Origin of the sequence: Methylopila capsulata (genome assembly GCF_016907975.1) — a bacterium.
GTDB classification, from domain to species: domain Bacteria; phylum Pseudomonadota; class Alphaproteobacteria; order Rhizobiales; family Methylopilaceae; genus Methylopila; species Methylopila capsulata.
Genome location: NZ_JAFBCY010000003.1, coordinates 480,545 through 506,436, shown reverse-complemented (window position 1 = coordinate 506,436; position 25,892 = coordinate 480,545). Strand labels below are relative to the sequence as shown.

Here is a 25,892-nt window from a genome sequence, read left to right as displayed (position 1 = left end):
GCTGAAGCACGCTCCACGTCGTCCCGGCCGAAGCGCCGGGACCCATAAACCCCGTCGTATCCAGTCATGACGCGCCGTCCGCGGTTCTGGATGCCGGCACTACGGCCGGCATGACGGCGGTGGTTCACGTGCTCCAGTTACGGCGAACAGGCGCTTCAGTCGCCGACGCTCGCTCCGGCCTGAGGGATTCCGCCCGCGTCCCCCTTGCGCCGGAGCTGCCGCCAGGTGCTGCCCACATGCGCGCGCAGCGCGGCCGACAGCCCGGCGGCGTCGCGGCGTGAGAGCAGATCGACCAACTGCGCGTGCTCCGCGATCGCCGTGGTCCAGAGCGTCAGGTCGGCGCTGCCGCGCCAGCGGTAGGCGTAGAGCTGGCTGTTGAGCTGGGCGTGCAGCGCCGTCAGCGTGGCGTTGCGCGCCGCTGCGACCAGGGCGCGATGGATCGCCTGGTTGAGGTGGAAGTAGGCCGTGCGGTCGCGGCGCTCGAACGCGGCCAGCAGGTCGTGGTGCAGCGCCCGCACTTCGGCGATCTCGGCCTCCGTCGCCGCCTCCGCCGCGCGCTCGCCTGCGAAACCCTCGAGCGCGGCCAGCACGTCGAGCTTCTCGGCGACCGCGGCTTCCGAGAAGGGCGCGACGACGGCGCCCCGTTTCGGCTCGATCGTCACCAGCCCTTCCGTCGCCAGAGCCTTCAGGGCGTCCCTGAGCGGGGTGCGGGAGACGCCGAGCCGCTCGGCCAGCGCCCGCTCCCGCAGCGGCGCGCCGGGCGGCAGTTCCTCCGTGACGATCAGGTCCCGCAGACGCTCGACCACATGCGCCGCGAGCGGGGATCCCGCAGGCGCGGCCTCCGGCTCAGGCTGGCGGGCGGTCCTCAGCGTGTCACTCATTGGTATACCGATAAAACAACATCGAGATCGGCCTACATGCCGGAGGTTAGAGCAGATTGTAACGAGACGTTGACGTCACGGCCGCATTGGGTCAGTTTTGGTATACCAAAATGGCCTCCCACATCGAACCGAGGGGGCCGCTGGGGAGGGTACATGATGGCTTCCACTGTCTCCACGGCGGGCGCAGCCCGTCCGACGAACGTGCGCTGGCGCGTCGTCGCGTTGATGTTCGTGCTTTACACGATCAACTGCATCGACCGCATCGCCTTGTCCGTCGGCCTGCCGGTGATCGGCAAGGAGTTCGACCTGTCGCCGGCGATGCAGGGATTGATCCTGTCGTCGTTCTTCTGGACCTACTGCGGCTTCCAGATTCCGGGCGGCTGGGCGGCGGACCGCTGGGGCGGCCGCAAGGTTCTGGGCTGGGCGACGGCGCTCTGGGGCTCGTTCCAGTGCCTCGCCGCGGCCGCGACCGGGGGCGTCACCATGATGCTCGCCCGCATCGGCCTCGGCGTGTTCGAAGCGCCCTACATGCCGACGGCGAGCAAGCTGGTCGCGGCCTGGATGCCCGTTGGCGAGCGCTCCCGGGCGATCACGCTGATCGATTCCGGCGCGCCGCTCGGCTCCGCCTTCGGCGGCCTGCTGCTCTCCGCCCTCATCGTGTTCTTCGGCTCCTGGCGTCTGGCCTTCCTTACGGTCGGCCTGCTCACGCTGGTCGTCGGCGCCTTCGTCATCTGGCAGATCCGCAACCGCCCGGAGCAGCATCCGGACGTGAACGAGGCCGAGCTCGAGGCGATCGCGGCGAAGAACGCGGCTCTCGTCGGCGCCGCGGACGAGGAACGCCACATGTCCCGCCGCACCTTCGTCGCGATGATCTGCGGCCGGATCGGTTGGACGATGATCTTCTTCGGCCTCGTGACCTGGGGCCCGAACTATCTGTCGGCCGCCCGCGGCTTCGACCTCAAGGGCATGGGCTACGCGACCTTCGCGATCTTCTCCGCCGGCGCCGTCGGCGCGATCGTCTCCGGCACGCTCGCCGACTGGCTGCAGAAGCGCCTGCCGCGCGACGTGGCGTTCAAGATCCTGTTCGGCGTGTCCGGATCGGTCGCCTTGGCGGGCCTGCTCGCGCTGCCCTACGTCACCGATCCGGTCAGCGCGGTCGCCCTGCTCGCGGTCACCGTGATGTTCCACTTCTTCGGCAGCCTGTACTGGACGATCCCCGCCATGCTCGCCCCGAAGGAGCGCATCGGCCTCGTCGGCGGCGTCATGAACTTCGCCGGCACGTCGAGCGGCATCGCCGCGCCCCTGCTGATTGGGTTCCTGGTGCAGTGGACCGGCGGCTTCGACGCGGTCATCGCCTACTTCGCCTTCTGCGCGCTGGTCTATCTCATCGGCTCGCTGGTCATCGATTTCCGGCCGCACGGAGCCCAGCCGGCGCTCGCGGAGGCGCGGGCATGACCGCGCGCCTCTATGACGGACCCATCATCGACGCCCACCACCACGTCTGGGAGCCGAAGAGGAACGACTACCCCTGGCTCTCGGGCGACCTGATCGTGCCTCACCGCTACGGCGACTACAGCGCCATCAAGCGGGACTACCTGCCGGACGACCTCCGCCGCGACGCCGAAGGCGTCAACATCGTCGCGACGGTCTATGTCGAGGCGGAGTGGAGCCCGACCGACCCGATCGGCGAGACGACGTATGTTCATCAGGTCGCCGACGCCTGCGGCCTGCCGAACGCGATGGTGGCCCAAGCCTGGCTCGACCGCGACGACGTCGCGGAGGTCCTCGCAGGCCAAGCCGCCTTTCCGCTGGTGCGCAGCGTGCGCCACAAGCCGGTCGGCGCGAACTCGCCCGCCGAGGTCGCCGAGGGCCGCCGGACGACGATGTCGGACGAGCGCTGGCGGGCGGGCTACGCCCTGCTCGCGGCGAACGGTCTGCACTTCGACCTGCAGACGCCGTGGTGGAACCTCGCGGAGGCCGCGGAGCTCGCGCGCGACTTCCCCGAAACGACGCTGATCGTGAACCACGCCGGCGTGCCGGGCGACCGCGCGCGCGCGACGCTCGACGGCTGGACCGAGGGCATGGCCGCGCTGGCCAGACGGCCCAACGTCGCGGTCAAGATCTCCGGCCTCTGCATCGCCGGCCGGCCGTGGACGGCGGCCGACAACGCCGAGGTGGTGACCACGATCCTGAAGCTGTTCGGTCCCGAGCGCACGATGTTCGGCTCGAACTTCCCGGTCGACGGCATGCTCGCGAGCTACCGCGAGATCTTCGACGGGTTCCGCGAGATCGCGGCGCCGTGGAGCGCCGCCGACCAGCGCGAGATGTTCTTCGAGACCGCCGTCCGGATCTACCGCCCGCGCCTCGCCGCGGCCTCGCCCAGCATCGCGAAAGCCTCATGAACAGCCACCGTCGTTTTGCACGGGCCGAGCGCCCGATCGAGGTCGCCCTCGTCGGCGCGGGCGCCTTCGGGCGGTCGCTGCTGGCCCAGGGCGGCCGGATGACGCTGATGAGCGTGCGCGTGGCGATCGACGTCACGGCCGCGCGCGCCGCGGAGGCCCTCCGCGCCACCGGGGCGGCGGAGGGCGCGATCGCGCTCTGCGAGACCCGCGCGGAAGCCGAGGCCGCTTGGGCCGCAGGGCGCGTGATCGCCGCAGGCGACCTCGACGTCGCGCTCGGCCTGCCCATCGACATCGTGGTCGAGGCCAGCGGCCACCCGGAGGCCGGCGCCGTCCACGCGCTGGCGAGCCTCGAAGCCGGCAAGCACGTGGCGCTCGTCACCAAGGAGACGGACTCCGTCGTCGGCTCCTACCTCGCGGCGGTGGCGGCCGACCGTGGTCTGGTCTGCACGCCGGTCGACGGCGACCAGCCCGCCTTGCTGATCGGGCTCGTCACCTGGGCGGAGACGCTGGGGCTGCCGATCATTTCCGCCGGCAAGGCGAGCGAGTACGACTTCGTGTTCGACCCCGCGACCGAGAGACTGACGAGCGAAGATCGCTCCGCGGACGCGCCGGGCTTCGGCGCGACGTGGGAGCTTGGCGACCGCGCGGTCGCTGACGTCGTCGCCGAGCGGGCGGCAGGCGCCGCGGCGTTGCCGCAGCGGGCGGTGCCCGACCTCTGCGAGATGGCGGTGGTCGCGAACGCCACCGGCCTCAAGCCGGACGTCGCGCCGTTCCACGTGCCGATCGCCCGCATCCAGGAGGTCGCGACCGTGTTCGAGGAGCAGGCGCGGGGCGGCCTGCTCTCGGGCGGACGCCGTCTCGACGTGTTCAACTGCCTGCGGGCGCCGGGCGAGATCTCGTTCGCGGGCGGCGTGTTCGTGGTGGTGCGGTGCGAGGACGCCGAGACCTGGGGCATCCTCGCCGGCAAGGGCCACACCATGAGCCGCGGCGGCGACGCCGCGATGCTGTGGCTGCCGCGCCACCTGCTCGGCGTCGAGGCGCCGATCAGCCTGCTCGACGCGGTGGTGAACGGCGTCTCGGTCGGCGGGACGCCGACGCCGGTGGTCGACCTCGTCGGCCGGACGACCAAGCCGCTCGCCAAGGGAACGCTGCTCGCGGCGGAAGGCCATCACCACACCATCGACGGCGTGGGCCCCGAGCTGATCGACGCCGCGCCGCTCGCGGCGGAGCGCCCCGCGCCGTACTACCTCATCGCGGGACGCCGCCTGCGGCGCGACCTTCCGGCCGGCGCTTCGGTGACGCTCGGCGACCTCGAGATGGACGAGGCGGCGCCGCTCTACGTGATGCGGCGCCGGCAGGACGAGCGGTTCTTCGGGGCCGAGACCTGACCGGGCGGCAGGCGCCGCTCAGTAGACCGGCGCCTGATCCACTTCGTAGGTCCAGACCTTGAACGAGGTCAGGGTGTGCGGGCCGAACGAGTTGATCAGCGGGACGTCCGCGGCGTCGCGGCCGCGGGCGACCACGATGCGGCCGATGCGGGGGATGTTGTTGCGCGGGTCGAAGGTGCGCCAGGCGCCGCCGAGATAGACCTCGATCCAGGCGCTGAAGTCCATGGGGTCGACCACCGGCACGCCGATGTCGCCGAGGTGGCCGTTGACGTAGCGGGCCGGGATGTTGAGGCAGCGGCAGAGCGCGACGGCGAGATGCGCGAAGTCGCGGCACACGCCGACGCGCTCCCTGAAGGCGCCGAGCGCCGTGCGGGTCGAGCGCGCCTGCTGGTAGTCGAACGCGATGTGCTGGTTGACGAAATCGCACACCGCCTGCACGCGGCCCCAGCCCGGCGTGAGATGGCCGAACAGGTCCCAGGCCGCCTGGCTCAGTTCGTCCGTCTCGCAGTAGCGGCTGCCCATGAGGTAGACCAGCGTCTCGTCCGGCAGGTCGGCGACCGGCCATTCCGCGGCGTCGAGGACCGCCTCGTCATGCAGGCCGCTGTCCTCGATCGTTGCGTCGCCCCAGAGCGTGAAGTCGCCGGCCGGCGCCACGAACCGCCGGCAGCGGTTTCCAAACAGGTCGCGGTAGGTCGTCGTCGGAATGATCGGGGTCGTGAAGACCCTCTCGACCGCGCGCACGTCGGCCGCGCGGTCGTCGTGCACTGAGAGCAGGCAGACCATGGGCGTCGGCGCCTGGCAGTGCAAATTGATCTCATAGCCGTAGCGGATCAGCATAATGCGCTTTCGATCGAGGAAGGGGCGCTGACGAGATGCTGCCGTCGGGGCGAATGTGTCCGCGTCTCCTCTTGTTAGCAGAGATTGCCGGCCTCGGCTCGGCAAACGTCGCGGGCCAGAGGCGCGTTCGCCTCGCGCCGGTGCGGGGCTCGATCGGGACGTCGCCATCGGTCGCGCGGGCGCCGGGCGGGCCCCTGGGGGGCGCCCTCTCGCCGGGGTCGAACGCGCGCTTGCCGGCGTGCGCCGCGTCGACCTCGGTCGTCGCGACCAGGTCGGAGGCCCTCAGGCGCGGCCGTGACCGACGTCGGTCCAGCCGCGCGGCGTCGCGCGCCCGCCGACGGCGACCGGGCCGCTACAGGATGAAATCGACGGCGCCCAGAGTCGCGACGTTGCGGAGCAGAATGCTGACATCGGCGACGGCGTCGCCGTTCGCGTCGCCGAACGCATAGAAGTCCGCGCCGCTCCGCTCCACGCGCAGCTGTCCGGCGGCGCCGGAGAAGGCCGCCGCGCCCACGAAGCTGAACGCCTGGTCGCCGGCGGCTCCCGCGTTTGCGTCGATGGTCGCGAGATTGATCTTGTCGCCGTCGGCCCGGCTGAAATCCAGGATCGTGTCGCGCCCGGACACGGCGAGCGTGCTGTCGTTCGCGTTGAACTGGAAGACGTCGGCTCCGCCTCCGCCGGTCAAGGCGTCGGCGCCCGTCTGGCCGGTGAGCACGTTGGCTCCGCCGTCGCCGATGATGGTGTCGTTCCTCCAGGTGCCGACGACGTTCTCGATGTTGCGGTAGCGGTCGCCTTCCGCCAGTCCGCCCGAGCCGAGCCCCGTGGCGAGATTGACCGTGGCGCCCGTCGCCGACAGAGCCCAGACGCTCAGCGTATCGACGCCGTCGCCGCCGTCGATGAGGTCCGCGCCGCCGTAGCCGTTCAACAGGTCGTCGCCGGCGCCCCCGAGAAGCGTGTCGGCGGCGGAGCCGCCGCCGAGGCTGTTGGCGCCGCTCGAGCCGGTGAGCCGGTTCGATCCGGCGTTGGACCCCGTGATGTCGTCGATGTTGAACAGCAGGTCGCCTTCGGCGTCGCCGCCGAGCCCGACGCCGGTCCGGAGATCGACGCGCACGCCCTCCGCCGACGCCGCGTAGTCGACCCTGTCGACGCCCCAGCCGCCGAGCGGGAAGAACGAGGCCGGTCGCCCGCCGTCCAGCCGGTCCGCGCCGGCGCCGCCCACGAGGACGTCGTCGCCGACGCCGCCCTGCAGGTCGTCGGCGTCCGCGCCGCCGTAGAGCTCGTCCTGGTCCGCGCCGCCGTAAAGCGTGTCGCGGCCGGCGTCGCCGTAGAGCTGGTCGTTTCCGGCGTCGCCGACGGCGTAGTCCGCGCCGCTGCCGCCGTTGAGCGTGTCCGCCGCGTCGCCGCCCCGGAGCGTGTCGTCGCCGCCGCCTCCCGAGAGCCTGTCGGAGTCGCTCTCGCCGAGCAACTGGTCGGCCCCGCTGTCGCCGACCAGCGTGTCCCGGCCCGCCCCGCCATAGAGCCAATCGGTGTAGGTGTCGCCGATGATCAGGATCAGGCCGTCGCTGTAGGCGTAGAGCTTGTCGTCGCCGGCGCCGCCGTAAAGCGTGTCTCCGTGCGCTCCGCCCTTGAGCAGGTCGTTGCCGTTTTCGCCGTAGAGCCGGTCGTAGCCGACGCCGCCGAAAAGGGTGTCGTCGCCGCCGAACACCGCAGCATTGTCGCTGTCGCCGAAGATCGTGTCGTTGCCGGCGTCGCCGAACAGGGAGTCATTTCCCGACACGACGCCCGCCGCGTAGAACACGTCGCCATAGATGCGGTCCTGATCGGCGTTGCCGTGGATCGTGTCGTTGCCGTCCTCGCCATAGAGAACGTCGTCGCCTTCATCGCCGCTGATCGAGTCGTTCCCGGTGTAGGCCTCTGCGCCCCGCATGCCGCCCCAGACGGTGTCGTTGCCCGCGCCGCCATAGAGATTGTCGCCGTCGGCCCCGCCCAGGATCGTGTCGTTTCCCCAGACGCCGACGATGAAATCGACGCCGCTGCCGCCGATCAGGAAATCGTCGGTCGCTGCGGACGCCTGGTCTTCGGATCCGTCGCCGTAGATCGTGTCGGCGCCGCCGTTGCCGAAGATGGTGTCCCGCCCATCGCCGCCGTACAGGCTGTCGCCGTCGCCGCGCGCGTCGTTCTCGTAATCGCCGTAGATGCGGTCGTTTCCGCTCCCGCCGTAAAGCTCGTCGACGCCCCAGCCGCCCGCGATGTAGTCGTCGTCGAAGACGCCGTTGATGAGGTCGTCGCCGTTGTCTCCATAGAGGGTGTCGAAGCCGTACCCGCCGTCGATCGTGTCGCGGTCGTCGCCGCCGAAGACCACGTCGTCGCCCTCGTCTCCCACCAGGAGATCTACGCCCGAATACCCTTCGAGCGTGTCGTTGTGCGCGTAACCTCTGAGCGTGTCGTTGCCTCCGCCGCCGTCGAGAAGGTCGTTTCCATTCTCGCCAATCAGGGAGTCGTCGCCATCCTGTCCGCGAAGCGTGTCCCCGAAGTGGGAGCCATGCACGGTGTCGTTGCCCCCGAGCGCCCAGATGTCCACGGCTTGGCCGGAGGTCCAGAAGGCTCTGGAATCGTTCTTTTCGGTCAGGGCCAGCCAGTAAGCCATGAGACATTTCCCCCAAGCTCAGCGGATCGCCCTCGGCGACAGCTGGTCACGGACGCGACGCTCTTCGGGCGTCGGCTCCGGTCACCTTTGCGAAGACAGGTCGCAAGCGGCGGTTCGCGCGACGTCGTCGGTCGCTGATGCCAGCCGATCGTGGCCGACGACATGCGATGTCGTCAATACCGAAATAAGTCCATAACCATCCATAAAAGATCCAATGAGACGGGTGGAGCGGCTCCCAGCTTTTCCGCCGGGCGCGGCGCCTCCAAGGCGGGTCCGATCATTCGGTTGCGCTGGCGAGCGTCGGCGGCCGGAGTCGGGCGCGATTTCTCGCGCTCGACTCGAACAGGCCGGCGTCGAAGCTCGTAAGGTGGAAGCCCCCGGCCGCTGAGCGGCCCGTCGCGCCCGTCAGACGAAGCGCGGGATCGGGCCCTGCTGAGGCGTCTGGTCGGGCAGCTCGACCTCCGTGTCGTCGACGTAGCACCATCCCCAGCCTTCCGGCGGGTCGTAGCCTTCGACGATCGGATGCGCCGTGGCTTCGAAGTGCGCGCGGGCATGGCGATGCGGCGACTGATCGCAACAGCCGACATGGCCGCACGCGCGGCAGAGCCGCAGGTGCACCCAGGCGCTCCCGATCTTCAGACACTCCTCGCAGCCCCTGGCGCTGGGGGCGACGTCGTGGATCGTCCTCATGTGCGAACAGCTCATCCGGTTCTCTCCTGCGCCGCCTGTTCAGCGAAAAGGGCGTGGATCTGGGCCACCACGGCCGCGCCCTCGCCGACGGCCGCGGCGACGCGTTTGGTGGAGCCGGCGCGCACGTCGCCGATGGCGAAGACGCCGGGCCGGCTGGTCTCCAGCGGCGACGCTCCGGACCCGGTGAGCACGAAGCCCTTGGCGTCGGTGTCGACGCAGCCGCGCGCCCAATCGGCGTTGGGGTCGGCGCCGATGAACAGGAACACGTGGCGCGCCGCGCGCCGATGAAGCGTCCCGTCGCGGTCGCGGAACGTCGCCGCGGCGAGCCCGGTCTCGCGGCGGCCTTCGAGCCCGACGATCTCGCTGCCGACATGGAGTTCGACGTTGGCGAGCGCGGCGATCCGGTCGATCAGGTAGCGTGACATCGTCTGCGCCAGATCGCGTCGTACGACGAGGTGGAGCGTCTTCACGTGCGGGGCGAGGAACACGACGGCCTGGCCGGCGGAGTTGCCGCCGCCGACCAGGACCACCTCCTCGCCGGCGCACAGCCGCGCCTCGATGGCCGAAATCCAGTAGGACACGCCGGCGCCCTCGAACTCGGCGAGGTTGGGAATGTCGGGCCGGCGGTAGCGCGCGCCCGACGCGATCACCACCGAGCGGGTCTTCACGCGACGGTCGCCGGCGCACAGCAGCGTCAGGCCGGACGGGTCGCACTCCAGCTTCTCCACCGCGACCGGTATCGCGATCTCGGCGCCGAACTTCAGCGCCTGGTTGAACGCGCGTCCGGCGAGCGCCTGTCCGGAGATGCCGGTGGGGAAGCCGAGGTAGTTCTCGATCCGGGCGGAGGCGCCGGCCTGTCCGCCCATGGCGCGTGAATCGAGCACGATCACCGATAGACCCTCGGACGCCGCATAGACCGCGGTCGCAAGCCCAGCGGGGCCGGCCCCGACGACCGCCAGATCATACAGGCGGTCGGGATCGATCGCCGGGACGACGCCCAGACAGGCGGCGAGCTCCTCGTTGCTCGGGCGCCGGAGCACCGGCCCGTTGGGGCAGACCACCAGCGGCAGCTCCTCCGGCGGCACGCCGGCCCGCTCCACCAGCGCGCGCCCCTCTTCATCCGCCCGAACGTCGAGCACGAGGTTGGGCAGGCCGCCGCGGCCCAGGAAGTCCTGCAGGCGCAGCATGTCGGGGCTGCCCGGCACGCCCACCAGGATGGTGCCTGCGCCGCCTTCCTCGATCAGGCTGACCCGCCGCAGGATCAGAGCGCGCATGACCAGCTCCCCGACATCGGCCGACCCAATCATCAGCGCCCGCAGGTGCGGCGGATCGAAGGGCAGGGCGACGCACCCGTCCGGCCCCGCGCGTCCCGCCGCGATCGAGGGACGGCCCGCGAGCTGGTTCACCTCGCCGGAAAACTGGCCGGGACGATGGATGGTGATGACGGCTTCGCGGCTCAGGCCGTCGCGGCGGACGACGTCGATCGATCCCTCGAGCACCAGCCATGCCGGCGCGCCATGGGCGCCGATGGCGTAAAGCACGTCGCCGGCGGCGAACCGGGTTTCGGGCCCGCTGGCGAAGCGCCGCGCCGTCTCGATCTGCGGCGCGCTGAGCACGGGAAACATCTGGTGCTCGCGCGTATCGACCGTGCTCATGCCGCTCTCCGGTGGCGCTCCGGGTCGATCCTTTCACCTCGGAATCGCGGAGGACACCGTTTTCTGCGCGTGAGCCATCCTCGTCGCGCTGAGCCGCCGACAGGTTGAGCTGCGCCCTCGCTAGCGACGCCCGCGCGGGCGTTCGGCGCCCCATTCCGTGCCTGCGGTGAGAAGGCCCATCGCGACGCCATAAACGACCAGCGCGAGCGACACCGCGGCGAACATCGTCCAGAGCGGGGCGGCCCACACGAAGGCGAGCGCTGCGCCGCCGATCGCGAGCAGCGTCCGGACGAGCGTGACGGCGAGCGGCCTGCCGAGGCGTCCCGCGCCCTGGGCCGCGAAGTAGAGCGCCATGCCGAAGGCGAAGAAGCCGTAGGCCGGGCCGGCGATCCGAAGATAGGCGGCGCCGGCGTCGATCATCGCGGCGTCGGCGCTGAACAGGCCGAGCCAGGCTGCGGGAACGAGCGCCGCCGCGACGCCGATGAGCTCCGCGGCGACGAAGGCGAGCGCCGCGCCCGTGAAGGCGATGCGCTTCGCGCGGTCGACGGCCCCGGCGCCGACGTTCGTGCCGACAAGCGGCACCAGCGGCGCGCCGAAGCCGAAGGCGAGCGGGATCAGCAGGTATTCGAGCCGCGCGCCGGTGCCGTAGCCCGCGAGCGCCGCGGCCCCTGCGGCGTGGCCGACCAGAGCGGTGACCACGATGAAGATCAGGTTGGTCTGGATCGAGGTCAGCGAGGCGAGCGCGCCGACCTTCAGGATCTCCGCCATGGGGCGCCATTCGAGCGGCGACCATGTGAGGCGCACCACGCTGCGGCCGGAGCGCGCGTACCACAGCAGGAAGCCGCAGCCGAGCGCGTTGAACGTCACGATCGCCCACCCGCCGCCGGCGACGCCGAGGCCGGGGAGGGGTCCGAACCCATAGATCAGCAGGGGCGAGAGCGGCACGATCAGAACGACGCCGAAGCAGACGACGCCGGCCGGGACCAGCATGTCGCCGGTGCCGCGCAGCGCGCTGGCGAGCGCGTTCATGACCCACAGCAGCACGGTGCCGGCGAACACCACGTCGGAGTAGGCGAGCGCCGCCTCGAGCGCGCCGCCCTCCGCGCCCGACAGGCGGTAGAACGGCTCGCCGAACGCGAGCATCAGGGCGGAGAAGGCGAGGCCGAGCCCGGCGAACAGCGCGACGCCGTGGGACACGACCTTGTCGGCGTCCTCCCGGCGGCCGGCGCCGAGCGCCCGCGCGACCGCGGACGACACGCCCCCGCCCATGGCGCCGACGGACAGCATCTGCATCAGCATGAAGGGCGGAAACACCAGCGCCATGCCGGCCAGCGCGTCCGGCCCAAGTCGTCCGACCCAGTAGGTCTCGATCAGGCCCGTGGAGGCCTGCAGCAGCATGACCACGAGGTTCGGCCACGCCATCCGCAGGATCAGCGGCGCGACGGGGTCGTTGAGGAGCGCGAGCGTCCGCGGGTCGAGCGCAAGCGAAGCGGGCGTCGAGCCTTGGACCGCCGTGGCGCTCATACCCCCGACAGCTTCGCTTTCGCGATCGGCAGGCTGCGGATGCGCTCGCCGGTCAGCGCCGCGAGCGCATTGGCGACCGCGGGCGGCACGCCGGGAAGGCCGGGCTCGCCGATCCCGCCCATGGGCGCGCCGCTCTCGACGATCGCCACGTGCACCTCGGGCATGTGGTCGCGCGCCAGGATCTTGTAGCTGTCGTAGTTCTTCTGCTGCCGGACGCCGTCCTTGTAGACGACCTGCTCGAACAGGGCCGAGGAGAGCCCGAGCGCCGCGGCGGACTCCACCTGCGCCTTGACGATCGCGGGGTTCACGATCGAGCCGGGGTCGATCGCGATCCAGAGCCGGTGGACGCGCGCCGCGCCGTCTTCGATCGACGCCTCGGCGATGGTCGCGGTCTCGGACCCGAACGGCGAGGCCAGGGCGACGCCGCGGGCGCGCTTCACCCCGTCGACCTCGTAGGGGCCGCGCGTCCAGCCGCCGGAAAGCTCGGCGACCGTCTTCAGCAAGGTCAGATGGCGCGGCTTGTCCTTCAGCAGCGCGAGCCGGAGCGCGTAGGGGTCGTTGTTTCCGGCGGCCGCGATTTCGTCGAGGAAGCTCTCGTAGAAGAAGTCGTTCATCGAATGCCCGACCGATCGCCAGAACGCGATGGTGACGGGGTGGGGGAGTTTGGCGAACGCCATCTTCCGGTTCGGGATGGCGTAGGGCTTCTCGACGATGCCCTCGACCGCAGACGAGTCCACCGGCGCCTTGAAGATCGCGCCGAACCAGCGGCCGATCGGGCCCTCGCCGACGGTGCGGACGTCGATCGCGGTCGGGTTTCCGGCGCCGTCGAGCGCGGCGCGGAAGCGGCTGAAGCTCAGCGGGCGGATGGCGTCGTTGAGGAACTCCTCTTCCCGCGACCACAGCACCTTGACCGGCCGACCCGTCGCCTTCGCGAGCAGGATCGCCTGCGGGAAGGGGTTCGCGGGGCCGTACATGAAGTGCCGGCCGAAGAACCCGCCCAGCAGCGGCGAATGGATCTTCACCTTGTCCGGCGTCAGGCCGGCGGTCTGTCCCGCGATCATCTGGAACAGTTCGGGCATCTGGTTCGGGACCCAGAGGTCGAGCGTTCCGTCCGCGTTCATGCGCGCGATGCTGGAGGGCGGTTCGAGCTGGGCGTGCGCGAGATAGGGCGCGTCGTAGTCGGCCTCGATCACCTTCGCGGCCTTGGCGAAGGCGGCGTCGGCGTCGCCCTCGGTCTCCGACGGCAGCCCCGGATCCGCCGACGCCTTGAGGGCCGCGAGCATGGCCTCGGACGAGAACCCGGCCGAGACGGTGTCGACGCCCTGCGCCGCCGGCGTCGACCAGTCGGCCTTCAGGGCTTCCACGGCCTTGCAGGCGCGCCACCAGGTGTCGGCCGTGACAGCGATCGCGCCCGGCAGCAGATGGACCGAGTGCACGCCGGGCATCGCCTTGACGTCCGCCTCGTTCAGAAGCGCCTTCGGCTCCGTGCCGAACGCGGCCGCGTGCTGGACGGCGGCGTAAAGCATGCCCTCGACCTTCTGGTCGATGGCATAGATCGCGCGCCCCGTGGACTTGTCGCGCACGTCCAGTCTTGCGACCGGCTGGCGGATGTAGCGGAAGGTCTTGGGGTCGCGGAGGGCGACGTCCTCCTTCGGCTGCAGCAGCAAGGCCTCGCCTGCGAGCTCTCCGTAGCCGATCGAACGGCTGGAGGCGGCGTGGACCACCTTGCCGTCCTCGGTCGCGAGTTCGCCGTCCTGGACCTTGAGCTTGGCGGCGGCGGCGCGGATCAGCATCTCGCGCGCGGTCGCGCCGAGGCGGCGCATCGCGGCGTAACTCGATCGCGTCGAGAAGCTGCCGCCGGTGAGCCGGAGGCCGTTGACGAGCGCGTAGTCCGGCCCTGGAGGCGCGCACTCCACCACGAAGCGCTCGGGGGTCACGTCGAGCTCCTCGCCGACGATCTGCGCCAGCGCGGTGTTGATGCCCTGGCCGCCCTCGATGAAGGGACTGAGCAGCTTTACGGTTCCGTCGGGCCGGATTTCGAGGAAGGCCGGCACGCGCGTGCCGGGCTTCGGCGCGATCGCTCCGGCGCCCTCGGCCTGGGCCATCGCCTTGCCCGTCGGCAGCGCGACGCCGAGCACCAGCGCGCCGGCCGCGACGCCGAGGAAACGGCGCCGGGAGAGGTTGGAGACGCCGTCGGGCGCGGGAAGCTGCGTGGCGGCGTCGAGATCGAAAGGCGTGAGAGCGTTCATCGGCGTCGCCTCCTCAGGCCGCGGCCCGCCGCACGGCGGCGGCGATCGCGTTGTAGGTGCCGCAACGGCAGAGGTTGCTCATCGCGTCGCTGATGTCGGCGTCGGTCGGCCTGGGCGTCTCCTTGAGCAAAGCCGTCGCGGCCATCACCTGGCCGGACTGGCAGTAGCCGCACTGCGGCACCTGCGCCGCGACCCAGGCCTCGACGACCTTGCGGCCGATCTCGTCCTGCTCGATGGCCTCGATCGTGGTGATCTTCGACTGCTCGACCGCTTCGATCGGGAGCTGGCACGAGCGGGTCGCCTGCCCGTCGACGAGCACGGTGCAGGCCCCGCACTGGGCGATCCCGCAACCGTATTTCGTGCCGGTCATCCCGAGCGTGTCGCGCAGCACCCAGAGCAGCGGCGTGCCGGGCTCCGCGTCGGCTTTGAGAATCTTGCCGTTGATGTCGACGTCGTACATGGCCGCCCTCCCTTACGCCGCGGCCGTGAGGCCCGACCGGTAGCGGTCGGCGGCGTGGTTGCGGGAGAGGTTGGGAGCGAGCGCCTTGCGGGCGGCCTCCAGCGACTCCCATTGGCCGAGGTCCGGCAGGGACGGGATGGTCACCAGTTCGCCCTGGTCGAAGCCCGCGAGCGCCGCGTCCACCATCTCGCCGGCGCCCATCACCATCTCGGCCGGGAGCTTCTCCAGCCCATGGCCGGCCCTCTCCCAGATCTCGGTCGCGGTGACGCCCGGCAGCACCGCCTGCAGCCTGACGCCGGAGGAGGCGAGCTCGTGGCTCATGGCCTGGGTGAGGGCGAGCACGTAGGCCTTCGAGGCGCTGTAGACGCCGTTCAGCATTTCGGGCGCGAGGGCGACGACCGACGCGATGTTGATGATGGAGCCGGCGCCGCGGGCGGCGAAGGCTGCGCCGGCGACCGCCGCAAGGCGGGTCGCGGCCACTACGTTGAGGCGGATCATGGCGTCGAGCTGGTCGACGTCGGTGTGGATCACGGGCGTGACCGCGGCGACCCCGGCGTTGTTGACCAGCAGCGCGATGCTGGCGTCGTCCCGCAGGCGGCGCTCCACGACGGCGAGATCGGCCTGCGCGTTCAGATCGGCCTTAAGCGGTTCGACCGTCACGCCGGTCTCGGCGACCAGGCGTTCGGCGAGCGCCGCAAGGCGCGTCTCGTCGCGGGCGACGAGCACGAGATCGTAGCCTCGCTTCGCCAGCCGGTCCGCGTAGACGGCGCCGATGCCGGAGGACGCGCCCGTCACAAGCGCCGTTCCTTTGCCCGCGGTGTTCGCCATGTCGCTCTCCTTCGCCGACGCCAATTTGACGAGCTGAGGCTAGGCGCGTACCGCTATGTCTCAAATGTCATTTATCCGGCTTTTCGAGACATGACGCGCACCGTCGGACTGATCATCTTTCCGGGCTTCCAGGCGCTCGATCTCGCGGTGGGAACGGTGTTCGAGCTCGCGAACGCCGCGCTCGGCGAACCGGCCTACGCCGTCGAGATGCTGTCGGAGACCGGCGGCGTGACGCCAAGTTCGTTCGGCGCCGGGGTGGACAGTCGGCCGTTCGGCGCGCCTGGCTTCGACACCGTCATGATGACCGGCGGCCTCGGCGACCGCCCGAGCACGCCCGGCCTGATCGCATTCCTGAAGGAGGCGGCCGCCGCTTCGCGCCGCACGGCGTCGATCTGCACGGGGGCGTTCTTTCTCGCGGAGGCCGGCCTGCTCGACGGGCGGCGGGCGACCACGCACTGGGCGCGCGGCCGCGACCTGCAGCGACGCTACCCGAAGGTGAAGGTCGAGGAGGACCGGATCTTCATCGAGGACCGCGGCGTCTGGACCTCGGCCGGCATGACGGCGTGCATCGACCTCGCGCTCGCCCTCGTCGCGGCCGACGTCGGCGAGGCGGTCGCCCGTACGATCGCCAAGCGGCTCGTGGTCTATCATCTGCGCGCCGGCGGGCAGTCGCAGTTCTCCGCGATGCTGGACCTGAAGCCCGCCTCCGACCGCATCCAGACGGCGCTGGCCTTCGCGCGTGAAAACATCGCAATCGATCTCTCCGTCGAGCGGCTCGCGGAGGTCGCGCGGCTCAGCCCCCGGCAGTTCAGCCGCGCGTTTCGTTCCGAGACCGGCCAGTCGCCCGCCAAGGCGGTCGAGACCCTGCGGGTGGAGGCCGCGCGCCAGATGCTCGAAGCCGGGCGACTGTCGAACGAGGTGATCGCGCAGGAGGCGGGCTTCGTCGATCCCGACCGCATGCGGCGCGCTTTTCTGCGCGCCTACGGCCATCCGCCCCAGGCGCTGCGGCGCGCCGCCCGGAGCATGCAAGCTTCCGCCTGAGGCTCCTGCGGGCGGGCGTTGTTGCCACCGCCGAGGTCCGTCCCCACACTGCCGGCTCCGTTCGGAGAGCGTTCCTTCCATGTCCCGCCCTATCGCCGCCAAGCGGCTCTACGACATCCTTGAGCGGGTCGACGCGGAGCGCTCCGTCAGCGTCGAGGCCCTCGCCGAGAGCTTCGGCGTGTCGCGCGAGACGATCCGGCGCGACCTCAAGGCGCTGGCGGCGCAAGGCCGTCTCGACGTGGTCCACGGCGGCGCGCTCAAGCGGGGCGTCGGCGAGCCGCCCTACGCCGAGCGGATCCGCGAGAACGCCGCCGGCAAGACCGCGATCGGACGCGCCGCCGCCGCGCTGATCGAGCCGGGCATGGTCGTCCTGCTCGATTCGGGCGCGACCACCCACGCGGTCGCGGTCGCGCTCGCGGCGTCGTCGCCGAAGGACGTCTCGGTCTGCGCGACGTCGTTGGTGGACGCTCTCCTGCTGAGCCGCGCCGGCCTGAAGGTCACCGTGCTGGGCGGAGAGGTCGACCCGGACGACGGCGCGACGGTCGGCGTCGACGTCATCGCCGCGCTGGCCCGCCACCGCGTCGACCTGGTGTTCGTCGGCGTCGGCGGGATCACGATGGAAGGCGACGTCACGGTGTTTTCGCGCCTCGCCGCCGAGACGCGGTCGGTCATGATCGACATCGCGCGGCAGAGCTATCTGATCGCCGACCATGGCAAATTCGGGCGCGCCGGCCCGGCGCGCATCACCTGGACCCGCGCGCCGGCGGGGGTGATCGTCGACGCCCCGCCGCCGCGGCAGATGAAGGCGTCGCTGGCCGCGCAGCAGATCCCGTGCCTCGTCGCCAAGGCCTCATAATGTGATATTTTGTGATTTTATGATTGGATTTGGAATTTTCTGCGGCTAGGGTTCGGCTCTCGCTGGAGGCCGCGCCATGACCGAACCGACCTTTCCCACCCAGGCCGAGGTCGTCATCATCGGCGGCGGCATTGTGGGCTGCTCGCTGGCCTATCACCTGACGCAGCTCGGCCATCGCGACGTCGTGGTGCTGGAGCAGGGGCGGCTGTCGAGCGGGACGACCTGGCACGCGGCGGGGCTCGTGGGCCAACTGCGCTCGCAGGCCAGCATGACCCGGCTGATCCGCTACTCGACCGAGCTTTACGCGCGGCTCGAGGCCGAGACGGGCCTCGGCACGGGCTGGAAGCAGTGCGGCTCGGTGTCGGTCGCCCGGACGGCCGAGCGCATGACCCAGCTCCGGCGCACCATCGCCTCGGCGCGGGCGCAAGGCGTCGAGATCCACGAGCTGACGCCCGCCGAGGCCGGCGAAAAATGGCCTGTGATGCGCACCGACGATCTCGTCGGCGGCGTCTGGCTGCCGGGCGACGGCAAGGCCAACCCGACCGACCTCACCCAGGCGCTGGCGCGGGGCGCGCGGACCGGCGGCGCCCGGATCTTTGAGAAGACACGGGTGACCGGCGTCACCATCACGGACGGCCGCATCCGTGGCGTTGCGACCAGCCGGGGCGAGATCGCCTGCGAGACGGCGGCGATCTGCGCCGGGCAATGGTCGCGCCAGTTCGGCAAGATGTGCGGGGTCTCGATTCCGCTGCACTCGGCCGAACACTTCTACCTCGTCACCGAGCGCATCGACGGCGTGCATCCCGACCTGCCCGTCATGCGCGACCCCGACGGCTTCATCTACTTCAAGGAGGAGGTCGGCGGCCTTGTGATGGGCGGCTTCGAGCCGGACGCCAAGCCCTGGGGCATGGGCGGGATTCCGGACGACTTCGAGTTCCAGCTGCTGCCGGACGACCACGATCAGTTCGAGATCCTGATGGAGAACGCGCTCACGCGCGTGCCCGCGCTCGAGACCGCGGCGATCCGCACCACCGTCAACGGGCCGGAGAGCTTCACGCCGGACAACAACTTCCTGCTGGGCGAGACGTCGGAGGTGCGGGGCCTGTTCGTGGGCGCCGGCTTCAACTCCGCCGGCATCGCCTCCGCCGGCGGGGCGGGGCGCGCGCTCGCGGAATGGATCGTCGCGGGCGAACCGACGCAGGATCTCTGGCCCGTCGACATCCGCCGCTTCGCCGCCTTCAACGCCAACCCGGCCTGGCTGAAGGAGCGGGTGAAGGAGACGCTCGGCCTGCACTACGCCATGCCCTGGCCGAACCGCGAACTCGTCACCGCGCGGCCGTTCCGCACCTCGCCGGTCTACGAGCGGCTGAAGGCCAAGGGCGCCGTCTTCGGCTCCAAGATGGGCTGGGAGCGAGCGAACTACTTCGCCACAGGCGCCCACGACCGCGAGATCGCCTATGGCTTCGGCCGGCCGAACTGGCTGGAGGCCTGCGCCGCCGAGCAACGCGCGGCGCGCGAGGCGGTGGCGCTGTTCGACATGACCTCCTTCGCCAAGCTGCGGCTGGAGGGCCCGGATTCTGAGGCCGCGCTGCAGCGGCTCTGCGCCGCCGACATGGCGCTCGCCGTCGGCGACAGCGCCTATACGCCGATGCTGAACCGCCGCGCCGGCATCGAGACGGAGGTCACCGTCGCGCGGGTCGGCCGCGACGCGTTCCTGATCGTCGCGGGCTCCGGCCAGCCGGTGCGCGACGCCGACTGGATCCGGCGCCACCTCGGCGACGCGCGGGCGACGCTGACCGACGTTACCTCGGCCTACGCCGTGCTCGGCCTGATGGGCCCGCGCTCCCGCGACCTGCTCGCGACGTTGACCGACGCCGCCCTCGACGACGCGGCGTTTCCGCCGAACGCCGTGCGCGAGATCGCGGTCGGCTTCGCGACCGTGCTCGCCGCCCGCCGCTCCTACGCCGGCGAGCTCGGCTACGAGCTTACGGTCGCGACCGAGTTCGCGGCCGGCGTCTACGACGCGCTGACGGCCGCGGGCGCAGCCTTCGGCCTGCGCGACGCCGGCTACTACGCCCTCGACGCGCTGCGCATCGAGAAGGGGTTCCGCGCGTGGGGGCGCGAGACCTCGCCGGACCTTACGCCCGACGCCTGCGACCTCGGTTTTGTGGTCAACCTCGCCAAGGGCGACTTCATCGGCCGCGACGCCCTAATGGCCGCCCGCGCGGGGCCTGCGCCGACGAAGCGGCTGGTCTCGCTGCTCGGCCCGGAGCCCGGCGCGCAGATGGCCTGGGGCGGCGAACTGCTGCTGGCGGACGACGTCGCCGTCGGCGAGGTGACCTCCGCCGCCTATGGCGCGACGCTCGGGGGCGTCGTCGCGATAGCTTGGATCGACGCCGCCCGCGCGCCGGACCAGCAGGCGTTGGACGCGCTGCGGCTCACGATCGACGCGGGCGGGGAACGGCTGCCGGTGAGGGCGAGCCTCAAGCCGTTCCTGGGTTCGCAAGGCGTGGAGACCGCCACGCCGCAGCCTCTCAGGAAAGCCGGATGACCCGCTCGATCCGTGTCCCGGCTCAAGGTCGGGACAAGACGTGCGGCCGCGCGGCGGGAGCGACGTAAGCAATGGAGCTCCACGTCTTCTTCGCCGTGCTCGCGGCGGCCGCCATGCACGCCGGCTGGAACGCGTTCCTCAAGCTCCGGATCGAGCCGTTCCTCGCGATGACGCTGGTCACCGCCGGCGCCGGCGTTGTCGGCCTGCCGGGGCTGATCGCGTTCGGGCCGCCGAAGCTCGAAGCCTGGCCGTGGCTGCTGGGCTCGATCGCGCTGCATCTCGGCTACTACATCGCGCTCACCAAGGCCTACGAGCGGGCCGACATGAGCCAAGTCTACCCGATCGCCCGCGGGGGCGCGCCGCTGCTCACCGTCACCGCGAGCCTGCTGCTGCTGGGCGAGAGCCTCTCGCCGCTGCAGATCGCGGGCGTCGCGACGCTCGGCTGCGGCGTGATGCTGATCTCGATCCTCGGCCGCCGGAAGGGCGCGGCGTTCGATCCCGTCGCGCTCGGCTACGCCGGGCTGACCGCGCTCATGATCTGCGGCTACACGCTGGTCGACGGCGTCGGCGCGCGCATATCAGGCGATCCGCACGCCTATTCCGCGACGCTGTTCGTGATCGACGCCTTCCCGCTGCTGCTGTTCGCGCTGTGGCGGCGGGGGCTGGCCGGCCTCGCGCCGATGCGGCCTTACCTCGCGCAGGGACTGGCCGGCGGCGCCATGTCGCTCGGCTCCTACTGGATCGCGATCTGGGCGATGACCGTCGCCCCCATCCCGCTCGTCGCGGCGGTACGCGAATCCTCCGTGCTGTTCGCCGCGCTGATCGCCGTGCTTCTGCTGAAGGAGCCGCTGCAGTGGAGCCGCGCGGTCTCCGCCGTGCTCATCGTCGGGGCGCTGGCGCTGATGCGGGTGGGGTGACGTTCACCCCTCCTGCACCGCCTCCATGAAGCTGCGCACCAGCGGGATCCGCCGGCGCTCCTCCAGGCACACGGCGTATTCGGCGACGGCGAGGTCGGCGCCGGTGATCTCGATGCGGGCGAGACCTTCGCCGTCGCGGAACTCCGCGCCGAAGATCACGCCGACGCCGAAGCCGGTGGCGACCGCGTCGCGGACCGCCTCGCGGGTCTGGACCTCGAGCAGATGGCCGGGCCGCACCCCCGCCTCCGCCAGCCGCAGCTCGAACACCTCGCGGGTGACCGAGCCCCGCTCGCGCAGGACCACGTCCTGCCCGACGAAGGCCTCGATCGGCACGGCCGGCCGGCCCGCGAAGGCGTGGTCGGCGCGGACGAAGCCGACCAGGCGGTCCGCGCTCAGCCGCACGCTGCGGATGCGCGGGTCGGAGGTCTGCTTGGCCGTCACCGCCACGTCGGCGGCGTAGTCGATCAGCTGGTTCAGCACGTCGGACGAGTTGCCGATGGTGAGCGAGAAGGTGAGGCCGGGGTGCCGGTCGCGGATGCGGCCGAGCGCCGGCATGACATGCGTCGCGCTGTCGGCGGCGATCCGCAGGTGCCCGCGCGACAGGGTGCGGACGCCCGCCAGCAGCGCCTCCGCCTCGTCCTCGGCGGCGAACAGGCGCGCGGTGATGACGAACAGGCTCTGCCCCAGCGGCGTCAGCTTCACGGTGCGCCCGACGCGGTCGAACAGGCGGACGCCGAAGGCCTCCTCCAGCGCCCGCACCTGCGCCGACAGGGTGGGCTGGCTGACGTTGCGGGCGCGCGCCGCCTTGGTGAAGCTCTCGGCCTGTGCGACGGCGTGGAAGGCGGCGAGCCCCGAGGAACTGATCGCCATGGTGCATAGATCCTGTCTATGGGTGCGATGCAAACTCCATATTGGACCTATTCGAGCCGGAGCGGCTAGCCTCCTCTCGTCATCAACGACGAGCTGGACGAGACGCTTATGGCCTCCGCCTCCATCGCCCGATCCGAAACCGGCGACCCGCTGCTGCTGACCCCCGGTCCGCTGACGACTTCTAAAGCCGTCAAGGAGGCCATGGTCCACGACTGGGGCTCGCGCGACGCGGCCTTCATCGCGATCAACAGGGCGGTGCTTGAGGGCCTGCCGAAGATCATTCACGGCGAGGCGGAGTTCGTGACGGTGCCGATGCAGGGCTCCGGCACCTTCGCGGTCGAGGCCATGCTGACGACCTTCGTGCCGCGTTCGGGCAAGGTCCTGGTGCTGGTGAACGGCGCCTACGGCCTGCGCGCCAAGAAGATCCTCGACGTCGCCGGCCGCGCCAACGTGGTGCACGAGACGGCTGAGGACACGCCGCCGGACCTCGCGGAGATCGAGCAGATCCTGGCCGCCGATCCCGCTGTCACCCACGTCTTCGCCGTGCACTGCGAGACGACAAGCGGCATCCGCAACCCGGTGGAGGCGATCGCCGCGCTGGTCGCAAGGCTCGGCCGTCGCCTGCTGATCGACGCCATGAGCGCCTTCGGCGCGCTGCCGCTCGATTCCCGCGAGGTCGCCTTCGACGCGGTCGCGGCCTCGTCGAACAAGTGCATCCAGGGCGTGCCGGGCCTCGGCTTCGTGCTGGCCCGGAAGACGGCGCTGGAGGAGACCAAGGGCAACGCCACTACGCTGGTGCTCGACCTACACGATCAGCATCAGGCGATCTCGAAGACCGGTCAGTACCGCTTCACCCCGCCGATCCACGTCATCGTGGCGTTTCACGAGGCGCTTAAGGAGTTCTTGGCCGAGGGCGGCGTCGCCGGCCGCGGCGAGCGTTACGCCGACAACGCCCGCATCCTGATCGACGGCATGCGCGCGCTCGGCTTCGAGACGCTGCTGCCCGAGGCGCGCCAGGCCCCGATCATCGTGACCTTCCACATGCCGAAAGATCCGGCCTTCGTATTTCAGCGCTTCTACGACGCGCTGAAGGACCGCGGCTACGTGATCTACCCCGGCAAGCTGACGGTGGCCGACAGCTTCCGCATCGGCTGCATCGGCGACCTGCACGCGAAGGACATGAAGGCCTTCGTCGGCGTGGTGGCCGAGGTGCTGAAGGACATGGGCGTCGGCCTGAAGTCGGCGGCGTGAATCAAGAGCGTCATCCCGGACGGCCGTCAGGCCGATCCGGGATCGTCATCCGAACAAGGCGCCTCTTTCGGCGCGCGATCCCGGCTCTACGCTTCGCTTCGGCCGGGATGACGAGGTTTAGAGGAACGGCCCCATGAACATGCATGTGAACGTCGGCGCGGACGTGGTCGCCAACGGGCGGAGCTACCGTCGGCCTGAGCAGCCGGTGGTGGTGATCTGCATCGACGGGTCGGAGCCAGGCTACATCGAGGAGGCGATCGCGGCGGGCCTTGCGCCGAACCTCGACCGGCTGATGAAGACGGGCGCCAACACCACCGCGCTGTCGGTGATCCCGAGCTTCACCAACCCGAACAACCTGTCGATCATCACCGGCCGTCCGCCGGCGGTGCACGGCATCGCGGGCAACTTCTTCTACGACCGCGAGGCGGGCGTCGAAGTGATGATGAACGACGCGCGTTTTCTCCGCGCGCCGACCATCCTGGCCGAGTTCCAGAAGGCCGGCCTCAAGGTCGCGATGGTGACCGCGAAGGACAAGCTGCGCACATTGCTGGGCAAGGGGCTCGATTTCACCAGCGGAACCGCGATCGCGTTCTCCTCGGAAAAGGCGGACAAGGCGAACTTGCCCGAGAACGGCATCGAAAACGTCCTGGAGTTCGTCGGCAAGCCTCTGCCGGAGGTCTACTCCGCGGACCTGTCGGAGTTCGTGTTCGCGGCGGGCGTGAAGCTGCTGAACGGCTTCCGGCCGGACGTCATGTACCTCTCGACCACCGACTACGTGCAGCACAAGGCGGCGCCGGGCTCGGAGGTCGCGAACAGTTTCTACGCGATGTTCGACGGGTACGTCGGCCAGCTCGACGCCGCCGGCTGCACGCTGGTGATGACCGCCGACCACGGCATGAACGACAAGCATCTCCCGAACGGCGAGCCGGACGTGATCTATCTGCAGGAGATTCTGGACGCGGCGCTCGGCGCGGGCGTGACGCGGGTGATCCTGCCGATCACCGACCCCTACGTCGCCCATCACGGCGCGTTGGGCTCGTTCGCGACCGTCTATGTCGATGCGGACAAGGTTCCCGCCGTCATCGAGATCGCGAAGGCGATCGGCGGCGTGACCGTCGCGATCCCGGCCGAAGAGGCCTGTGAGCGCTTCGAACTGCCGGCCGACCGGATCGGCGACGTCGTCGTGCTCTGCGACCGCCACAAGGTGCTCGGCACGTCCGCCGCGAAGCATGATCTCTCCGGCCTGACCGAGCCGCTGCGCAGCCACGGCGGCCTGACCGAGCAGACCGTGCCGATGATCGCGAACCGCGCGATTGAGATTCCCGAGGGCCGGACGCTCCGCAACTTCGACGTCTTCGACGTCGCGCTGAACCTGGTGCGCTGATCATGAACGCCAACGTCAAGCCGCCCTTCCGGGCAGAAACCATGCGGATCGCGGGCAAGCTCGTGCGGACCGACGACGTCGTCGAGGTGAAGAACCCCTACGACAACTCGGTGGTCGGCACGGTCCCCGCGGCGCGGGCGGAGCACGTGCGTGACGCCTTCGCCAAGGCCAAGGCCTTCAAGCCGACGCTGACCCGCTACGAGCGCCAGCAGATCCTGCAGAAGACGGCGGAGCTGCTGCGGGACCGGAGGGAAGAGTTCGCCCGGCTGATCACCGCCGAGGCGGGGCTTTGCTGGAAGGACTCGCTCTACGAGGCGAGCCGCGCTTACGACGTGTGGTCGTTCGCCGCCCAGCTCACCATCAAGGACGACGGCGAGATCTACTCCTGCGACATCTCGCCGAACGGCAAAGCGCGAAAAATCTTCACGACGCGGCTGCCGCTGCTGGGCGTGATCTCGGCGATCACGCCATTCAACCACCCGCTCAACATGGTGAGCCACAAGCTCGCGCCGGCGATCGCCACCAACAACCGGCTGGTGCTGAAGCCCACCGAGCTGACGCCGCTGACCGCGCTCGCGCTCGCCGACGTGCTCTACGAGGCGGGCCTGCCGCCGGAGATGCTGTCGGTCGTCACCGGCAACCCGTCGACGATGGGCGACGCCATGATCACCGATCCCGACGCCGACCTCGTCACCTTCACGGGCTCGGTAAGGGTGGGCAAGCACATCGCCAACACCGCCGGCTACAAGCGCATCGTGCTGGAGCTCGGCGGCAACGACCCGCTGATCGTGATGGAGGACGCCGACCTCGACAAGGCGGCGGAGCTCGCCGTCACCGGCGCGACCAAGAACTCCGGACAGCGCTGCACCGCCGTGAAGCGCATCCTCGTGGTCGAGAGCGTCGCCGAGGAATTCTCGAAGCTCGTCGTCGAGAAGGCGAGGAAGCTCAAGTGCGGCGACCCGATGGATCCGGCGACCGACGTCGGCACGGTGATCAACGAGCGCTCGGCGATCCAGTTCGAGGGCCGCGTGAACGACGCGGTCGCCAAGGGCGCCGAGATCCTGCACGGCGCGCCGCGCCAGGGCGCGCTGTTCGCGCCGACGGTCGTCGACAACGTGCCGTACGACTGCGAGCTGGTGCACGAGGAGACCTTTGGGCCGGTGATCCCGATCGTGCGCTGCCCGAACGATATCGCCGAGGTCATCCGCATCTCGAATTCCACCGAATACGGGCTCTCGTCGGGCGTGTGCACCAACCGGCTCGACTACGTCTCCCGCTTCGTGGCGGAGCTTGAGGTCGGCACGGTCAACGTCTGGGAGGTCCCGGGCTATCGCATCGAGATGTCCCCGTTCGGCGGGATCAAGGACAGCGGCCTCGGTTACAAGGAGGGTGTGGTCGAAGCCATGAAGAGCTTCACAAACGTCCGCACATGGTCGATGCCCTGGACGGCGTAAGTTTGGG

Annotated in this window: 20 protein-coding genes; 10 read left to right on the top strand and 10 right to left on the bottom strand. The window is 70.4% G+C overall.

Features of this window, described 5'->3' with window-relative positions; translation table 11 throughout:
* Positions 1 to 155: 155 nt before the first annotated feature.
* Entirely contained in the window at positions 156 to 881 is a 726-nt protein-coding gene (locus JOD31_RS13575) for a GntR family transcriptional regulator (RefSeq protein ID WP_204950873.1), read from the bottom strand.
* A gap of 156 nt (positions 882 to 1,037) precedes the next feature.
* Between JOD31_RS13575 and JOD31_RS13570 the strand changes: the two genes are divergently transcribed.
* From JOD31_RS13570 to JOD31_RS13560, 3 genes are read left to right on the top strand one after another with little or no spacing between them, the layout of a single operon-like run.
* Positions 1,038 to 2,336: an MFS transporter gene (locus tag JOD31_RS13570; protein WP_204950872.1), complete on the top strand. Its 1,299-nt coding sequence runs from the start codon at positions 1,038 to 1,040 to the stop codon at positions 2,334 to 2,336.
* The gene (locus JOD31_RS13565) at positions 2,333 to 3,283 is read left to right on the top strand and encodes an amidohydrolase family protein (RefSeq protein WP_204950871.1); all 951 of its coding nucleotides are present in this window, start codon (positions 2,333 to 2,335) and stop codon (positions 3,281 to 3,283) included. Before JOD31_RS13570 ends, JOD31_RS13565 begins: the two co-directional genes overlap by 4 nt.
* Positions 3,280 to 4,671 (top strand): flagellar biosynthesis protein FlgA, encoded by a 1,392-nt coding sequence (locus JOD31_RS13560; RefSeq protein ID WP_204950870.1) that lies wholly within the window; start codon positions 3,280 to 3,282, stop codon positions 4,669 to 4,671. The genes JOD31_RS13565 and JOD31_RS13560 overlap by 4 nt, the downstream gene beginning before the upstream one ends.
* A gap of 18 nt (positions 4,672 to 4,689) precedes the next feature.
* On the opposite strand, the gene JOD31_RS13555 is transcribed toward JOD31_RS13560, so the two are convergent.
* The 8 genes from JOD31_RS13555 to JOD31_RS13520 all read right to left on the bottom strand — a co-directional run bounded on the left by JOD31_RS13555 (position 4,690) and on the right by JOD31_RS13520 (position 15,561).
* Complete coding sequence (locus JOD31_RS13555) at positions 4,690 to 5,508, bottom strand: transglutaminase-like domain-containing protein (protein ID WP_204950869.1); 819 nt, start codon at positions 5,506 to 5,508, stop codon at positions 4,690 to 4,692.
* A 352-nt stretch (positions 5,509 to 5,860) separates the two neighbouring features.
* Positions 5,861 to 8,155, bottom strand: coding sequence for a calcium-binding protein (locus JOD31_RS13550; protein WP_204950868.1), 2,295 nt, complete (start codon positions 8,153 to 8,155; stop codon positions 5,861 to 5,863).
* A gap of 405 nt (positions 8,156 to 8,560) precedes the next feature.
* On the bottom strand, positions 8,561 to 8,860 hold the full coding sequence (locus tag JOD31_RS13545) for a UBP-type zinc finger domain-containing protein (RefSeq protein WP_204950867.1): 300 nt from the start codon (positions 8,858 to 8,860) through the stop codon (positions 8,561 to 8,563).
* Positions 8,857 to 10,500: an FAD-dependent oxidoreductase gene (locus JOD31_RS13540; protein WP_204950866.1), complete on the bottom strand. Its 1,644-nt coding sequence runs from the start codon at positions 10,498 to 10,500 to the stop codon at positions 8,857 to 8,859. The genes JOD31_RS13545 and JOD31_RS13540 overlap by 4 nt, the downstream gene beginning before the upstream one ends.
* A gap of 120 nt (positions 10,501 to 10,620) precedes the next feature.
* Entirely contained in the window at positions 10,621 to 12,024 is a 1,404-nt protein-coding gene (locus tag JOD31_RS13535) for an MATE family efflux transporter (protein ID WP_204950865.1), read from the bottom strand.
* Positions 12,021 to 14,273: a xanthine dehydrogenase family protein molybdopterin-binding subunit gene (locus tag JOD31_RS13530; protein ID WP_204950864.1), complete on the bottom strand. Its 2,253-nt coding sequence runs from the start codon at positions 14,271 to 14,273 to the stop codon at positions 12,021 to 12,023. Before JOD31_RS13530 ends, JOD31_RS13535 begins: the two co-directional genes overlap by 4 nt.
* 13 nt (positions 14,274 to 14,286) lie before the next feature.
* The gene (locus JOD31_RS13525) at positions 14,287 to 14,733 is read right to left on the bottom strand and encodes a (2Fe-2S)-binding protein (RefSeq protein WP_204950863.1); all 447 of its coding nucleotides are present in this window, start codon (positions 14,731 to 14,733) and stop codon (positions 14,287 to 14,289) included.
* A gap of 12 nt (positions 14,734 to 14,745) precedes the next feature.
* Positions 14,746 to 15,561 carry an SDR family NAD(P)-dependent oxidoreductase gene (locus JOD31_RS13520; RefSeq protein ID WP_204950862.1) on the bottom strand — a complete coding sequence of 272 codons (816 nt, stop codon included), beginning with the start codon at positions 15,559 to 15,561 and terminating at the stop codon, positions 14,746 to 14,748.
* Between the two features lie 90 nt (positions 15,562 to 15,651).
* Here JOD31_RS13520 and JOD31_RS13515 point away from each other — a divergent pair, with 90 nt between their 5' ends.
* The 4 genes from JOD31_RS13515 (at position 15,652) to JOD31_RS13500 (ending at position 20,926) form a co-directional block, all read left to right on the top strand.
* Complete coding sequence (locus tag JOD31_RS13515; RefSeq protein ID WP_204950861.1) at positions 15,652 to 16,602, top strand: GlxA family transcriptional regulator; 951 nt, start codon at positions 15,652 to 15,654, stop codon at positions 16,600 to 16,602.
* 79 nt (positions 16,603 to 16,681) lie between these two features.
* Entirely contained in the window at positions 16,682 to 17,458 is a 777-nt protein-coding gene (locus tag JOD31_RS13510) for a DeoR/GlpR family DNA-binding transcription regulator (protein ID WP_204950860.1), read from the top strand.
* Positions 17,459 to 17,534: 76 nt separating this feature from the next.
* A complete protein-coding gene (locus tag JOD31_RS13505; RefSeq protein ID WP_204950859.1) occupies positions 17,535 to 20,009 on the top strand; it encodes a GcvT family protein in 2,475 nt (824 codons plus the stop codon).
* A gap of 71 nt (positions 20,010 to 20,080) precedes the next feature.
* A complete protein-coding gene (locus tag JOD31_RS13500; protein WP_204950858.1) occupies positions 20,081 to 20,926 on the top strand; it encodes an EamA family transporter in 846 nt (281 codons plus the stop codon).
* Positions 20,927 to 20,929: 3 nt separating this feature from the next.
* Here the strand turns inward: JOD31_RS13500 and JOD31_RS13495 are convergent, their stop codons facing one another.
* Complete coding sequence (locus tag JOD31_RS13495; protein ID WP_204950857.1) at positions 20,930 to 21,796, bottom strand: LysR substrate-binding domain-containing protein; 867 nt, start codon at positions 21,794 to 21,796, stop codon at positions 20,930 to 20,932.
* A 108-nt stretch (positions 21,797 to 21,904) separates the two neighbouring features.
* Between JOD31_RS13495 and JOD31_RS13490 the strand changes: the two genes are divergently transcribed.
* From JOD31_RS13490 to phnY, 3 genes are all read left to right on the top strand, one after another.
* Positions 21,905 to 23,047, top strand: a complete 1,143-nt coding sequence (locus tag JOD31_RS13490) for a 2-aminoethylphosphonate--pyruvate transaminase (RefSeq protein WP_204950856.1) — start codon at positions 21,905 to 21,907, stop codon at positions 23,045 to 23,047.
* Positions 23,048 to 23,186: 139 nt separating this feature from the next.
* Positions 23,187 to 24,431 carry a phosphonoacetate hydrolase gene (gene phnA / locus JOD31_RS13485; protein ID WP_204951415.1) on the top strand — a complete coding sequence of 415 codons (1,245 nt, stop codon included), beginning with the start codon at positions 23,187 to 23,189 and terminating at the stop codon, positions 24,429 to 24,431.
* Positions 24,431 to 25,885 carry a phosphonoacetaldehyde dehydrogenase gene (phnY, locus tag JOD31_RS13480; protein WP_428980915.1) on the top strand — a complete coding sequence of 485 codons (1,455 nt, stop codon included), beginning with the start codon at positions 24,431 to 24,433 and terminating at the stop codon, positions 25,883 to 25,885. The genes phnA and phnY overlap by 1 nt, the downstream gene beginning before the upstream one ends.
* Positions 25,886 to 25,892 lie beyond the last annotated feature (7 nt).